The following is a 15,947-nucleotide window of genomic DNA, read 5'->3' as shown; positions in this document are numbered from 1 at the left end:
CGTTTAATCTTTAATCAGGTTTACTTCTCTGGTCATGCCGTGTTGGCAAGAAACTTCGAGGAATGTACTTTTCGTGTCTTTCCCGGATATTTTTATGTAATCAGAAGGCGTTTCTAAGTTCCATGTTCCGTTTATTTTTATTTTTATTGTCGATTTTGCGGAAGGGTTGTCTATCCATTTTCGTGAATAAACACTTCGTTCTATTCGTTTCCCGTTTTTGTCATACTGTTCGTCTGCCGGTCCTTCGTAGAAGTGAAGATCTGGGTCACAAACACTGATCGTCATTTTATCTTTATTTTCTTTGGCTGTCATTATTAAACAAGGATGATTAACAGACAGTATTTCGTTTCCTACGGTTACTTCACCCTCTTCAAAAAGTACGTATCCGGTTGTAGAAGTTACTTTGTCTCTTACGATATGAGCTCGTTTGTTTTGTTGCAAGACAATATAGCCTCCCGATTTTTGATATTGTTTTTTTTCTTTTTCCGAAGGTTGTATAAGTACCATGTATTCATAAGATGCATTATGAGGAGTTTTCCCGTGATCAATGGCCGCCAACGCAAAGTTATTTTCTGTCGGGGCACATGTCTCCTCGTCAAGTGAGTGCTGTAGAGTCTTGTGTACGGTGATATTCCCGTTGCGTATCAGGTAATAATTCTTTTTGCCGTCGCCCAGCATGGCTGTTTTCTCTGATAACCGTTTTTCATACGGAAAATCGGAGATTTTCTTTCCGTTTACGAAAATCGGACTCTCTTTTTCCGGAAGATATACTTGGAATAGTGTCGTATGTACCGGAGCATCAGGAAGAGCGCTTTCTATATCTGAACCTAATGCAATGATTCGGTTGTCAAAAAAGAAATAAGATTTATGAGCTCGTAATGATCCGTTATATTTGTCATGCTCATGCAATTTCATCCCGAAAGCTCCATTTCGATTTTTGCTGGATATTGCTCCTGCAAAAGATTCGTCGGAAAGGAGCATCTCTTCATAGCCGGAGACATCATCTACCTGACGAATGTCGGCTTTAAGATCTTTCATCGGTATGACTGCTGCTGTCGTTCCGGGTATGTGATTCCAGTCCCAGCCTTGTTGATTGAAACCGGATGCGAACATGTCTATGGGATTACCAGAACCTAATATTTGTAAGTTCCCGTGATTCAGATAGCGTCCGAAATAGTTTGCTCCGATATAAGATTCGGTAGCCCATAGGTATCGGCTGTGTCCCATCGCTGTTGCCAGCCAGTTTCCTCGGCGATGTACAGCCAGACATGAATAATTGATCCCCCAATTTCCTTCAGGAGCTTTTTCCGGCATTATTCCGGCTTTTGTAAACTTTTTACTGTAACTGTCTTTTTTTCCGTTATTGAGTCGCAAATAAGCAGAAGCAAGTTCTGTATCTATCTTTTCCGTTTTATCAGGACTGCCTACTTCGGCTAATCGGGCGTAGTGCCATGGGATGAGTTTCCCTTTTCCGTCGGGATGTCTTCCTGATAAGGATAAAGGCCATGTTACGAGATTACAATATTTTCGCATGGTGAGAAGTGCGAATTTTAGATTCTCATGACTTTGGCGGCTGATTTCGAATTCGGAATCTTGTAATAACCAAACTGAGTTTACCGCTCCGTCTAATCCTCCTACGGCGTATGCCGGATAGTTATGACGATGGTGAAAAATCGAACCGTCTATTTTAAAACAACCCATCGTCCCGTCCGAAAAATGTAATCCGTTGTCTATCCAACGCGAAATAGAGTGCAGATAAGTTACTTTTTGGGGAGAATCTTTCATCATCATGATGCTCGAAAGACGCCCTATTAAACTCGTGTTGAATGCATCTATGTCCATGCCGTCTATTTCGGGTTTCAGTTTTACTTCTCCCGTACCGGCAAACCATTCCATTGCCTGCTGAATGTCTTGGTCTAATTCTGCTTTTACAAGAACGTCCTTCATCAAAAACATTGCCGGATAATAATTTCTCATGCTGTACCCTAAGTGGTGAAGTGTTCCCATAGCACTTCCTGCACGAAATCCTTGATCGAGCATGTGGCGTGTCATCAGGATAAACATGTTTGCTAATTCTGTCTTTTCATTATTATTCGTACTATTGTTCCATGCTATTGCAAGGTTATACATGAAATTTACACAATTTCGTAATCCCATAGGGTTAGCGTAGATTTTTGCATAGTTCTCTCCTCCGAGATTTGCATAAGCTTCTCCAAAACGTTCAAAAAATATCGGTAATCCGGAGATTGAACCGTCCGGATTTTCTGTAATATTATATGCAATGAATTGTTTTTTCAGTTTTGCGACATCTGGCTGCTTTTTAGGAAGAAGCAATTGCTTGAGCCGGGTTTCTACGTCGTTTATACTTTTTTGTTCAGAGGAACTTACTCGGGCCGAAATCGGGAGATCGAAATCATTTCCCCATGATTTAAGTAATACTAACCAATGGCTGGTTGTTCCCGGATTGATATAGGGCGCTTGAAAATCTGCTGTTTGATGACGTACATCTTGAAATGAAGATAAAATAATATGGTCGAGGAATATTTCGCCGCAGTCTGTATTGGGGGCGGTAATACGAAGTTCGTCCATCCCTTCTTCCGGAGTTCCTTGCATATCTCGGCTGAAAATAAGCCATGCTCCACTCCATCCGGTGAAGTTCATTCCGTATTCAAACCATGAACAGACCTTTCCTTGCTTTAAAAATTCGAATTTCAGTTTTCCCGAAGAGATAGCTTTCGGGTTGTAAATCCAAAATATAAAAGTAGAAAGCGAAGTTTCTTTGGGATTTGGATTTTGAGACAAGTAGCCTATCGGTTGATTGATAAAAATCTGTGCATTCGATTTATCCCAATTCCATTGAAGGCTGTGTCCTAAATGTTTATAATGTTTGTTCGATAAAGAGACTTTAGAGTTCTTCCCAGCAGTTATCGGATCTGTCGAATGTTCGAATGATATGATTTCCGGATGGGTAAATTCTCTGATTTGAGCATTTGTTATAGAAAAGGGTATTGTCAGAAATAACAGGAAGAATATGTGTTTGAAATAGTACATAAGATTTATATTGTTTATCGGTATTTGGTGGAGTGATTAATAAAATCGCGGATCAATTAATATCTTGAGGTTAGTCTCATACCTAAAAAACGGAATGAATTTTCCTTATATTTTTATAGGTCTGCCGAATAACTTCGTTAAGAATACGTTTTTAATCGTACGGAATAGAAACACTCATTCTTGATTCCTGAAAATAATAAAGGTCAAGAATGAGTGTTTATTTCTTATTTCTTTTCAAGATTTATTTTGCGAGTCAGTGCTTCCAGATAATAATAATCGGCGTAATTTAGAGGTACATCGATTTCACTGTGATGAGGGATACTTCCGACGGAATGCATCAGTACAAAATTTCCGTTTGTCCCTACAATCGCTAAATAAGCCGGACTGGATAACGATTCTATAATCTTATCTGCTGTCTTTTTATATTCTTTGGAATTGTCGTATGTGCTTAATTCATATAAAGCCGAGGCGGTTACGGCAGCAGCAGATGCATCGCGCGGTTCGTTCGGGATATGAGGTGCATCGAAATCCCAATAGGGTACTAAATCCTCAGGCATGTTTTTATTATTGAATATAAAATCATAGACCTTTTGAGCCTGTTCCAGATATTTTTTGTCTTTTGTTTCACGGTAACATACGGTATAACCATACAAAGCCCATGCTTGTCCGCGAGCCCAAGAAGATTCATCTGCATATCCCTGTGCTGTTTGCCTGCTGCGTACTCCTCCTTTTATTTTATCATAATCTACGACATGATAACAACTGTTATCCGGACGGAAGTGATGCGCCAATGTCGTGTCGGCATGGCTGATAGCGATTTTACGGTATGTTGAGTCTCCGCTTAATTTAGTTGCTTCGAATAAAAGTTCGAGATTCATCATGTTATCGATAATAACAGGACACATCCAGCCTCTTGTCCCTTGCCATCCTCGGTCTTCATCCCATGATTGTATGACACCTGCAACCGGTCTGAATCGAGAGGATAGAGATTTTGCCGTTTCTATAATCACGTCTTTGTATGCGGGATTTCCCGTTAATCGATAAGCGTTTCCGTAACTGCAATAAATCATAAAACCTACGTCATGATGCCATTTGAGATATTTTACCGAGTCTAATGTTTCGGTGTACTTGATACCTAAGTCTTTCCATTTGTTATCGTTGGTGAGCTCATACATGTACCACATTGTTCCGGGAAAAAATCCACTGGTCCAGTCATCTACCGGAATATATTCGATTACACCGTTGTAGACCGTTCTTGGATTCAGAAATTTTCCAGAATCTTCGATAATTTCGACCTGTCTTCCTATTTGTTGAGTTGCCGTTTCTATACCTTTCTGCACCGGATCGATTTGTCCTACTTGGTGTTCGGTGTTTTTCATGCAACTAAAAAGAAACAATAGTGATAAACCTGCAAAAAAGAGTGTCTTTTTCATAGATGGGCTTTGTGTTTTTTGATTAGTTAATGTCTTGAATTATTTCTGGTGCTAAGATAATTTATAATGCTATTCGTCGATTTTTTTTATACAAGAAGCGTGTCCTATATTCTTATATAATTTGTATCAAAAAAACGGGACTCCTTTTGAAGATTATTCGAAAAATATTAAAGAGTTCCATTTTTTATTTTATGGGCTATGCTTGGTGCTGTAAACGTGTATATCTCATTTAAATGTATCTATATTAGCCGAAAATTTAAAGTGTATAATAATCCCGAATTAATTGTATGAATTTTCCATGGAACACAAAAGTCTTCTTTGTTTTTTAATAATCGGCGGGTATTTCTTTCTCGATTTTAGGATAAAGAACAACGCAGAATACAATTTAGTTTTGAAACAATAACCCTAATCAAATATCACCAAGACTCATGAAAAAAAATAAACTAAGGATTATCCTAGTGATGTTATGTGCTTTCGGTGCTTTGGCATTGCAGGCTCAAAAAAATGTGACCGGAACCGTAGTCGATCAGTCGGGTGCCGGACTTCCGGGTGTCAGTATTCTTGTAAAAGGTACTACAAAAGGTACAACAACTGATATAGACGGAAAGTTCGGTATTTCAGTACCGGATGGAAATGCAATTCTCCGTTTTACTTTTTTGGGATTCGGAGCAATTGAACAGAAAGTAGATTTAAAGAAACCGATGACAGTCGTTATGAAAGAGACCTCTAAAGATTTGGATGAGGTTGTTGTTGTCGGTTATCAAGAAGTTCGTCGTAAGGATTTGACAGGAGCAGTAGGGGAAGCTAATTTGGGGGATATATTGCAAACTCCGGTAGTTAGTTTTGACCAAGCTCTGGCAGGACGTATTGCCGGTGTCCAAGTTTCCTCTAATGAGGGTATGCCGGGATCGGCATTTAACATCGTGATTCGTGGAGGGAACTCCATAACTCAGGATAACTCTCCCTTGTTCGTCATTGATGGGTTTCCTGTAGAAGATGCTGATGCTGCGGCCTTAAATCCGAATGATATTGAGTCGATGAACTTTTTGAAGGATGCTTCGGCTACGGCTATTTACGGAGCTCGGGGTGCAAATGGTGTCGTTATTATCACAACGAAAAAGGGACAAATCGGTAAACCCAAAATTTCTTATAATGGTAGTTTCAGCGTTTCTACGGTAACAAAGAAACTTGAGCTGATGGATGCTTATGAATTTGTAAAACTGCAGGAAGAGATACAAGGTGATTTGAGTTCTTCTTATTATAGTAATGGGCGAACACTCGAATCATATCGTAATTATCCCGATCAGTTTAAATGGCAGGATGATATTTTCCGGACAGCTTTTACCAATAATCATTACATCTCTTTGACCGGAGGAACAGCCGATACTCGTTATACTGCTTCATTATCGTATCTGAATCAGGAAGGTATTTTATTAAATTCCGGATATCAACGTTTTCAGGGACGTTTTAGCCTTGACCAGCGAATAAGTCCGAAACTGAAAGTAAATGTTAATGGAAATTACGCCCGGGGAATAACGAATGGAGCTTCTCCGTCAGTTGCTTCGAGCAGTGCGACGAACAGTTTGTTTTATAGTGTTTGGGGATATCGGCCTGTAAGTTATGATGGAACCGATTTACGTACGTTATTATGGGATCCGACCGTACCGACGAACAATGACTATCGTTTTAATCCGATTTTGTCTTTAGAGAATGAATATCGTCGTTTGATACAAGATGATTTTCAAGCTAATGCATACGCTGAATATACATTTATTCCGGGATTGAAATTGAAAGTTTCCGGAAGTTATCGGTTGAAGAAACGTCAGAACGAACAGTTCAATAATTCGAAAACACGTTATGGTAATGCCACCCGTTCTGAAGGTGTCAATGCGTCGGTACGCCATTATGATGATCATAGCTGGGTAAATGAGAATGTATTGAATTACTCTAAAGTATTTAAGCGTAAACATAATTTCTCGGCTATGGCGGCGGCTACGTTTCAAGGAAATTATTCTAATTACTTTAGAAACGATGTGCAGAATATCTCTCATGAAGATTTGGGCATGGCAGGTATGGACAACGGTATTCCAATATTATCCGAGTCTACTATCGGAGAAAATATGCTGATGTCTTATCTTGCCCGTGTAAATTATAACTACAATTCGAAATATTATATTACGGCTTCATTCCGAGCTGATGGTTCTTCTAAATTTTCTAAAGAAAATCGTTGGGGATATTTCCCTTCGGCATCTGTGGCATGGAGTTTTAACCGGGAAGATTTTATGGCTCCGTTCGAAGATTGGTTGTCTAACGGTAAATTGCGTTTAGGTTGGGGTGCTACGGGAAATAACCGTGTGTCGGATTTTGCCTCATTGGGACAGATGACTTCGAAAATTGCATTTGAATATCCTTTTGGGAACAGTTACCAGACTGCTTATAAATTGACCGGTTTGGAAAACAAGAATTTAAAATGGGAAACGACCGAGCAGACTAATCTCGGACTCGATCTCGGGTTCTTTAACGACAGAGTAGCGCTTACGGTAGATTTATATCATAAACTTACACGAGATTTGTTGCTTCAGGCCGATCTTCCTTATACGACCGGCTATGCATCTACCTATTTGAATGTCGGTAAAATGCAGAATAGAGGTTTGGAAATAACATTGGAGACTACCAATATTCAGAATAAGAATTTTACGTGGACGACAAATTTCAATATTGCATTTAATCAAAGTAAGGTAAAAGAGCTTTCTCGTAATCAAGAAACATTGTTGAGTACGGTTACTTTTGATAATGCTTATAGTGCCGAGCCGTCTTATATCGCTCAGGTCGGTAAACCGTTGGGGCTAATGTACGGATATATTTATGACGGGACTTATAAGTATGAAGATTTCGATGTATCGGGAGGTAATTACACTTTGAAGTCGAATGTTCCCAATAATGGGAATGATCGTTCCACGATTCAGCCGGGAGATGCCAAATATGTCGATATAAACGGTGACGGAGTTGTCGATGATAATGACCGTACGATTATAGGACGAGGGCAACCTATCCATACCGGAGGTTTCACGAATAATTTCAAATATAAAAATTTTGATCTGAATATTTTCTTTACTTGGTCATACGGGAATGACATTTTAAATGCGAACAGGTTATTATTCGATAACGGATTATGGAAAAGAGAAACCAATATGTTTGCTTCGTATGCCGATCGATGGACTCCGGAAAATCCGAATAGCGATATTCCCCGTGCGGCAAGTCAACCAAACGTATTTTCTTCACGTGTGATCGAAGACGGTTCTTATTTGCGTTTGAAATCTGTGACTTTGGGGTATAATTTCCCTCAGAGAATCTTGAAAAAACTGATGTTGTCCAGTGCCCGGATATTTGTTTCCGGAGAAAATTTATGGACATGGACTTCTTATACAGGATATGATCCGGAAGTTTCTGTACGTAATTCTGCCTTGACTCCGGGTTTTGACTACTCGGCTTATCCTCGGGCTTATAACTTCTCAGTAGGCCTAAATGTTAGTTTTTAACCGATAAAATCCGAATTTGAAAATGAAAACAATTAAAAATATATTTTGGGGCAGCACAATGTTATTGTTCACTGCTTGTAATTTCTTAGAAACTACTCCGAGTGATTTCATTAATCCGGATGATTTTTATAAAGATGACACGGAGGCATTTATGGGACTTACAGGGATTTACAATACTCTGAACAGTTCGAGCGGTTATGGTGAAAAATATTATCAGGCAATAGGTACGGACGATCTTACTTATTATTATACTTCCAGTACGGCAGAGGTAGGATTGCCTAATAATAATTATACAGCGAATGATGCCGATTTGGCTTCTATTTGGCAGGGCTTGTATGAAGGAATTAATAATGCCAATTATTTCCTTGAACGAATAACCGATTCTCCGGTAAGCGAGGCGAATAAAAAAATGTATCGGGGAGAAGCAACTTTTTTAAGGGCTTATTTCTATTTCCTTTTGGCTCAAAGTTGGGGAGACGTACCTTTGATTACGACAGCTCAGACCAATACCGATAATTACGTGCCGAATATAAAGGTGACTTCTCAAGCTGAAGTATTGAAATTTGTAACAGATGAAATGGAAAAAGTCCTTACCGATGAAGAAAATTATTCAATAGGTACGATACAGGTCGTGGGAGCCGGGCGTGTAAGCCGTTCGGCAGTAAAAGGGATTCTTGCCCGTGTATATTTGAAGAGAGCCGGTTGGCCGACAAATGAGACCGAACTGTATTCGAAAGCTAAATATTGGGCGGGAGAGGTTATCCATCCGCAGGACGGATCGATGACTCACGCGTTGAATATGGAAGGTTATGCCCAAGTATTTAAGAATCTGGCGACAGACGTTTATGATCCGGAGGAATCGATATGGGAAGTCGAATTTAAAGGTAATCGTCAGGATTCTCATACGAATGCCGGACGTATCGGTAGCTTGATCTGCGGTATTCAGAATGCGGATGTGCTTCAGACTTCTTTGGGATATAGTTATGGCCGGTATTGTGTAACTCCGGGTTTGTGGGATTTATATAATGACCTTGACGGAGACGGAGAGCCGGAACTGATTTCTACAAAAGATGAAGATGATCCTTTGAATGAGAAGTATAATAAAGATGAACGTAGAGATTGGAATATAGCTCCTTATCGATTCCAAAAAAGAGATGATGCGACGGTTTATTGGAAAAAGAATTGGGAATATATAGGAGATGTGAAACTGAATAATAATGGAGAACCGGATTTAAAAGATGGACAAAAGCAATATGCTACACGTACGCAATATATCGAAAGAAATGCCGGTAAGTTCCGTCGGGAATACGAGTTGGTAACTCCTCGCGATAAAAATTATACACCGATTAATTTCCCGCTGCTGCGTTATTCCGATGTGTTGTTAATGTATGCCGAAGCACAAAATCAGGCAGACGGATCGCCTTCTGTCGAATCGATCGGCTATGTGAATGATGTTCGTCGTCGTGCTAAAGCTGATGAAGTCAATATTACAGATCCTCAGGATTTTCAGCGTTTGATTGAAGATGAACGAGGTCGGGAACTTTGTTTTGAAGGTTTACGCAAAATGGATTTGATCCGTTGGGGTAAATATAAGAAGGCAATGGAAAAAGTCAGTCTGTATGCGACTGATTCCCGTTGGTCGAGCGGTCGGCAATATTTGCTGATATATGCGACGAACGGCGCGACATCGGATAGGTATCAATGGTTACCTATTCCTACCCGGGAACTCGGACTGAATAATTTGTTACAGCAGAATCAAGCGTGGAGATAAACTTTAAATACGGAAAATTATGAAAATCAGAAATTCAATCTATATATTGGCTGTCGGTGCATTTTTAGTTTCTTGTAATGATTTGGATGTGGATGACAGTGTTGACTTCAACGTCTCTTTAGCTTCCGATAATACATACGAGGCAGGAGATCCGGTCGTATTTAATTTTGACGGAAATCCGGATTATATAACTTGGTGGTCTGGAGAAGAAGGACATAAATATGCGAATCGGGAACGTACCGAATTACCTTTGGAGGAGATAGAATCTGTGACTTTAAGTTTTGAGGCACAAGCTCGTTACGGAAAAGTTACCAATACATTGTCTCTTTTTGTCGGTGATTTCCCGGGATTAAGTAAAGATGTTGCTACAGATGATTCTCGTGTTGCCGATTTTGAGTCTGATGCTACCTTACTGAGTGGTAACGGGGAACTATTGGAAAGTAAATTCTCAAACAGGACGGCGACTTCTTTCGACCTTACACCTTACAGTACTTCCGAGATGACTCTCGCTTTTCATTATAAAGCAGATTTTGATGGAACAAGTGCTTTAAAAAGGTGGGATTTTTATAGTGTAGCTATAAAAACAATCTACAAGAATGGAAATACTACAACGTTGGGCTTATCAGATTTAGGATTACAAACGTTTGACCGCAATCCGAATACAAATCCTAAACATGCACAACAGGGAGATCCCTATTTTGATAACAGTTCCAGAACTTCTTCTTGTACGGGAGTGTGGGATTTGCGTTCATCATTGACACGGGTAAATAGCTTTATGTATCTTGGTGGAGGTACTAATGAAACAGACTATACCAATAATGCAGATGATTGGTTGTTTACCAAGTCCTTAAAATTCAATACTTGCGATCCGGATGAAAATAGCGGAGTCCTGAAAAATATAAATGTGCGACTTCCTTCGTATTCCTATGTTTATACTCAGCCGGGCACATATACTGTAACTTTTATTGCCGGAAATCAAAATGTTTATGGATCGGCACGTACGATTAAGGAAGTGACTTTCACTATTAAGGAAAAAGAATAACCTTGACTATGCTTATTATAATTAAGGACTGCATCTTCTGTGTGCAGTCCTTTTCTATTCTTCGGAAAATTGAGTCCGGGTTATTGAAATTGTTCCATTTTTTATTTTATGGGATATGCAGAGCTTTTTATCATTTCGGGTTTTCATCTTTAATAAAGATATTTGCATCAAACGAAAAACACTCTCTATGAAAATAAAATGGTTGGCCTTGCTTCTGATTGTTCTGTTTTCTTATAACGGATACTCTCAAAAAATCGACTGGAATGTTTCTATTCCGGAATATATTTCTGCAACTTCGGCTAAATTATCTTTGAATAAGGATTTTGTAAAAGAGGGAACTGCTTCTCTTCAATGGCAGTGGTCTTCTCCTTCTGTATTGACTATTGATAATCCTTCATTGTTGCAAAAGGCTGTCGGAACTCGTAAAGGCGGATTGACGATGTGGGTGTATAATGATGAACCTGTGGATGCTGCGTTGCGAATATCTTTTGTTGCAGCCGATGGATCGATTCCTTATTGGTTCGATTATTATCTCGGATTTTCCGGGTGGCGAGCTTGTTGGATCAGCTTTGAGAATATGCAGGGAGATCATAAAAATAAAGAGTTGGTACGTTGGACGATGACTACACCTGAAAATTTAAAATCGGGAACTCTTTTACTCGACCGGGTCGAATTTCCTGCAAAAGGAGTTCATCATCAAGCGACTCCGGATTATCAGACTCCTTTGAATAATACAAAACTGTCTCGTACTCTTTGGCATTGGGCTCGATTGTATGAATGGGAACATTATGAATATGATCTGCCTTTAGCGTCTGTCGGTTCATCACAGAGACAAGATATAGAGTTGCTCTCCCGGCGATTGACGGATCAGGTAGCTCCGGAAACCGGAAAAGGCAATGCTACCCGGGCTTTATCCATTGCGGAGAAAGCCAATATCCATAGGGTTGACGGAAAAATAACAGGAGCTCCGCTGGTTTCTAATGATGAGTTGAATAAGAAAGCAGGGGAGATCGGCTTGTCTGATCTGGAAACCATGTTATTCGGTTTTGCCGGAGATTGGTATTACAACAAAAATGAAGAATCGAAACAAGCTTTCTTCGACGTATTCGAATATGCAATGCAGCAAGGTTTTGCTTTCGGGAGCGGTTTGGGAACTAATCACCATTACGGATACCAGATTCGGGATATTTATAAAGCCGCATGGATGATGCGTGATTTATTAAAGGAGGAAACTCCTTTGAACAAGGATATTCGTCGGACATTAGCGTATTGGAGCGGATTAGCAGAAACACGGATTCCTTACCAGTATGGAAGAGACGAATTACTTGATTCGTGGAATACATTATTGACAGCGAAAGTAATAAGCGCTCTTATTCAACCGGATATGAGGGAACAGGTTCGTAGTATGAAAGCTTTGAGCCGTTGGGTAAGCGGATCTTTGGGTTTCACTCCCGGAACGATAGGCGGGATTAAAGTTGACGGTACGACTTTTCATCATGGAGGTTTATATCCGGCATATTCGATCGGTGCTTTTGCTACTATCGGAAAATATCTTGAGCTGACAAACCATACAGAGTTTACTATTTCTGATGATGCAGCTCGTAATGTAAAGCTTGCATTGCAAACAATGCGGAATTACTGTAATTTAAAAGATTGGGGACTGGGTATAGCCGGACGACATCCTTTTGACGGATCGATTTCGAATGATGCAGTACAAGCTTTTGCTTTGTTGGCAGATAGAGGAGACCTTACCGGATCGGGGAATAAAATCGATGAAGAGCTGGCTGCAGATTATTTGAGACTAAACAGGACCTCGTCTCCATATAAGAGAAAATTTGAACAAGCTGGCATTAAAGCAGCTTCGTCGTCACAGGGCTTTTTTGTTTATAATTATGGAGCTCTGGGAATACATCGTTTTGGAAATTGGATGGTGACGTTAAAGGGATATAATACTGATGTTTGGTGTTCCGAAATATATGCAAAAGACAATCGTTACGGTCGTTATCAGAGTTATGGGTCGGTACAGATTTTGGCTTCAGGTCGTCCGGTCAATAACTTTGCCAGTGGGTTTGTAGAAGATGGATGGGACTGGAATCGAGTACCGGGAACAACGACGATTCATTTACCTTTTGATAAATTGGAAAATCCCCTTCAAGGAACGTTAATGGAACGATCTGAAGAAAATTTTTCAGGAGCGTCATCTTTGGAAGGGAAACAAGGAGTATTTGTCTTTAAGCTGAAAGAGAAAGATCGGAAAAATTTTACACCCGGATTCGTAGCCCGAAAGTCAGTCTTTTGCTTTGAAAACCGTTTGGTATGCTTAGGATCGAATATCTCTAATAATAATAAAGAATATCCGACGGAAACCACGTTGTTTCAACTGGCATTGAAAAGAAATTCCGAACCTATATTGCTCGGTTCGGATACAATTGTCGGTCTTCCGATAGAAAAAACGATTTCAGAAAAATCATCTGTACTTTTATCCGATACAAAAGGTAATTATTACCGGATTGCTGCCGGGCAAGACTTGCGCATTTTAAGGCAAAAACAAAAATCCATGGACAACAAGCAGAAGTCGGAAACCGAAGGTAAGTTCGTAACAGCTTACCTGAATCACGGTGTATCTCCTGATAATGCCGGATACGAGTATATGGTATTGGTACAGCCGACTCCCGAACAAGCAAAAGAAATAACATCGGAAGAAGGATTGCCTTATCAGATACTTCGAAAAGATTATTATGCACATATTGTAAAAGACATTCCGAGTGGTACGGTGGGGTATGTTATGTTTGAAACTTTGGACAATATAAAGGACGATTATTTGCTTGCCTCTGATGCCGAAACATTGATTCTTTTGCGTCCGACAGATAAAAAGACTTTGGTGATGAGTATTTGCGATCCGAATCTGAATTTGGAAGAGAAGACTTATACGACGGCAAAACCTTCACGACCGCTTATAAAGAGTGTTCTTCTAAAAGGGAAATGGAAGAATGTATCGGATAATGATGAGGTCGTTATAAAACAAGAAAACGGGAATACTCGCCTGACTGCTACTTGTATCGATGGTCGTCCGGTGGAATTCAAGTTGATAGCCCAATAAACAACGAAATACTAATCTTAAAAAGAATGACAATGAAAAAAATGCTATTTTGCCTGTTGAGTCTGTGTTTCGGACTTACGGCTTTCGCTCAAGAAAATCTGTTGGAAAACGGCGGATTTGAAGATGGTATTCCGGCAGTAGTTACCGGACAGAAAAATACACAAGGTAAATGGTTGGCTTATTATCAAGCTCAACGAGGAGGAATAGAAACTTCGGAATGTGAAGGGTTCAAGGGAAAGGGTCTGAAAGTTACCGTAAATAAGTGCGAGAAACCGGTTTGGGACAATTATATCTATCAAAATTTGTCTTTAGAACCGGGCCAGTATGAAATAACTTTTTATGCGAAGGCTTCTAAAAATGCAGCAGAGCGTACGAGTTTGCGAGTGATGATAAAACCTTCTACAGCACCTTATTTGGGAGATTTTAAATCGCCATGGTCTCCTAAGAAAAAAGTGACTACCGAATGGCAACAATTTACTCAGAAATTTACTATTACCGATGATCAGGAAGGTGTGGATAATGCCCGTTTTCTGATCACTCTGGAAGAACCGAATATCGATTTTTTTATCGATGAAGTGACTTTGACCAAGATTAAATAATTACTTACTTTTTAATACCTCATAATTATGAAAAGAATTTTACTGATTACGGCAGCTGTCTTGTTCGGGATGAACATGTCTGCTCAAAATTTGATTTCGAACAGTATGTTCGATACCGATATGACAGGTTGGACACAATATTCACGGAATGGTGGATCCGTGGCGACTTGCGAGGTATCGGACGGTATTCTTCATGTGAAAAGTAATGGCGCAGGGGATAATACTACCGATACTAATTTAAAAAATCGTTTTAATGGTGGAGTCTATACCTCTTTACCATCTTTGGCAGCTCAAAAATATACGTTGACACTTGATATTTGTGCCGTGAATACTGCTGAAACAAGGACTTTCAGTGTCGGTATATTGAAAGGCGTCGATCTGTCTGCAGATGGGGCTACCACAACAGCAAATAACGTGTATCTTCCTGCTGCACAGAAGATCAATACAAGCACGGGGGTAACTCTTATGACTTTGAGATTTGATATTACTTTGTCTGAGGCTGTGGATGATGCCATACTTGCATTCGGATTTTCAGCAAATTCGGCAGAATGGTATATCGATAATGTTTTTCTGACCCCGACTTATTTAGGAAACCCGGGATTTGAGACGACTTATAATTGGAGTAAAAACGGAGGAATGGATTGGGCCCAAGATGATGCTGAAGGAAATGTTCATGGCGGTATTAAATCTGGGAAATATACACCTGCTCCAGACCTTGAAAAAGAATTTTATCAGTGCCGCTCTCAAGCACCTGTAGCTTATCTGAAAACTACGGATAATAAAGTAACCGTTCGTTTTTGGGCGAAAGGTGCGGAAGGTGGAGAGACCGTTTACGGTTTATTCTATGACGGGGAAAAAGAATCTACGGCTTTAGGTTTAGGTTCTTATCTTGCTGAAGATAAAAAATCTCCTAAAGAAGGAACACCTATGGCGACACTGACTACCGAATGGACTCCGTATACATTTGTTTTTGAAGGTACGGAAAATATGATAGATCCTTACTTTGCATTCAGTTGTAATACTACCGGAAAGACGTTTTGGATCGACGATATTGTCATGTTTGCAGAAAATGATCCGACTTCAGGAATATCAACTCCTGCTGTAACCGATAAATCCGGCGTTAAGGTGATTGCTACCGGTACGCAAGTTTCTGTTTTGTCTGCTACTGCTGCAACCGTAAATATTTATGATATGGTTAGCGGTTCATTGCTCGGAAATAAACAGATTTCAGAAGGTAATACGAGTATCGACTTGAAAAAAGGATCTTATATTATTCAGGTGATTACAAACGGAAAATCCGTTTCAGAGAAAGTGATTATCCGTTAATTGATTATTTTGTATTTGCTTAATGGCACGGGTAATCCGATTGGATTACCCGTACTTTTCTTTCTAACCGTAAAAACACCCCTTAC

8 protein-coding genes are annotated in these 15,947 nt (G+C 39.8%); 6 read left to right on the top strand and 2 right to left on the bottom strand.

Features of this window, described 5'->3' with window-relative positions:
• Positions 1-3: 3 nt before the first annotated feature.
• On the bottom strand, positions 4-3,051 hold the full coding sequence (locus tag Q0093_RS07245) for a chondroitinase family polysaccharide lyase (protein ID WP_297929334.1): 3,048 nt from the start codon (positions 3,049-3,051) through the stop codon (positions 4-6).
• Positions 3,052-3,275: 224 nt separating this feature from the next.
• The gene (locus Q0093_RS07240) at positions 3,276-4,484 is read right to left on the bottom strand and encodes a glycoside hydrolase family 88 protein (protein ID WP_297929332.1); all 1,209 of its coding nucleotides are present in this window, start codon (positions 4,482-4,484) and stop codon (positions 3,276-3,278) included.
• A gap of 461 nt (positions 4,485-4,945) precedes the next feature.
• Between Q0093_RS07240 and Q0093_RS07235 the strand changes: the two genes are divergently transcribed.
• The 6 genes from Q0093_RS07235 to Q0093_RS07210 all read left to right on the top strand — a co-directional run bounded on the left by Q0093_RS07235 (position 4,946) and on the right by Q0093_RS07210 (position 15,861).
• Positions 4,946-8,023, top strand: coding sequence for a SusC/RagA family TonB-linked outer membrane protein (locus Q0093_RS07235; RefSeq protein WP_307766681.1), 3,078 nt, complete (start codon positions 4,946-4,948; stop codon positions 8,021-8,023).
• Between the two features lie 22 nt (positions 8,024-8,045).
• The gene (locus Q0093_RS07230) at positions 8,046-9,794 is read left to right on the top strand and encodes a RagB/SusD family nutrient uptake outer membrane protein (protein WP_294176286.1); all 1,749 of its coding nucleotides are present in this window, start codon (positions 8,046-8,048) and stop codon (positions 9,792-9,794) included.
• 19 nt (positions 9,795-9,813) lie between these two features.
• On the top strand, positions 9,814-10,836 hold the full coding sequence (locus Q0093_RS07225; RefSeq protein ID WP_297929329.1) for a DUF5017 domain-containing protein: 1,023 nt from the start codon (positions 9,814-9,816) through the stop codon (positions 10,834-10,836).
• Between the two features lie 187 nt (positions 10,837-11,023).
• On the top strand, positions 11,024-13,936 hold the full coding sequence (locus Q0093_RS07220; protein ID WP_297929327.1) for a chondroitinase family polysaccharide lyase: 2,913 nt from the start codon (positions 11,024-11,026) through the stop codon (positions 13,934-13,936).
• Between the two features lie 32 nt (positions 13,937-13,968).
• Positions 13,969-14,535: a carbohydrate binding domain-containing protein gene (locus Q0093_RS07215; protein ID WP_294176279.1), complete on the top strand. Its 567-nt coding sequence runs from the start codon at positions 13,969-13,971 to the stop codon at positions 14,533-14,535.
• Between the two features lie 27 nt (positions 14,536-14,562).
• On the top strand, positions 14,563-15,861 hold the full coding sequence (locus Q0093_RS07210) for a T9SS type A sorting domain-containing protein (protein WP_297929325.1): 1,299 nt from the start codon (positions 14,563-14,565) through the stop codon (positions 15,859-15,861).
• Positions 15,862-15,947 lie beyond the last annotated feature (86 nt).

Source organism: uncultured Coprobacter sp. (genome assembly GCF_947855755.1).
GTDB lineage: Bacteria > Bacteroidota > Bacteroidia > Bacteroidales > Coprobacteraceae > Coprobacter.
This window is presented reverse-complemented; position numbering and strand designations above follow the sequence as displayed.

Coding starts and splice junctions, on each gene's coding strand:
- Q0093_RS07215 (WP_294176279.1), top strand. CDS start 13,969: ATGAAAAAAATGCTATTTTGCCTGTTGAGTCTGTGTTTCGGACTTACG.
- Q0093_RS07245 (WP_297929334.1), bottom strand. CDS start 3,051: ATGTACTATTTCAAACACATATTCTTCCTGTTATTTCTGACAATACCC.
- Q0093_RS07240 (WP_297929332.1), bottom strand. CDS start 4,484: ATGAAAAAGACACTCTTTTTTGCAGGTTTATCACTATTGTTTCTTTTT.
- Q0093_RS07210 (WP_297929325.1), top strand. CDS start 14,563: ATGAAAAGAATTTTACTGATTACGGCAGCTGTCTTGTTCGGGATGAAC.
- Q0093_RS07220 (WP_297929327.1), top strand. CDS start 11,024: ATGAAAATAAAATGGTTGGCCTTGCTTCTGATTGTTCTGTTTTCTTAT.
- Q0093_RS07230 (WP_294176286.1), top strand. CDS start 8,046: ATGAAAACAATTAAAAATATATTTTGGGGCAGCACAATGTTATTGTTC.
- Q0093_RS07225 (WP_297929329.1), top strand. CDS start 9,814: ATGAAAATCAGAAATTCAATCTATATATTGGCTGTCGGTGCATTTTTA.
- Q0093_RS07235 (WP_307766681.1), top strand. CDS start 4,946: ATGTTATGTGCTTTCGGTGCTTTGGCATTGCAGGCTCAAAAAAATGTG.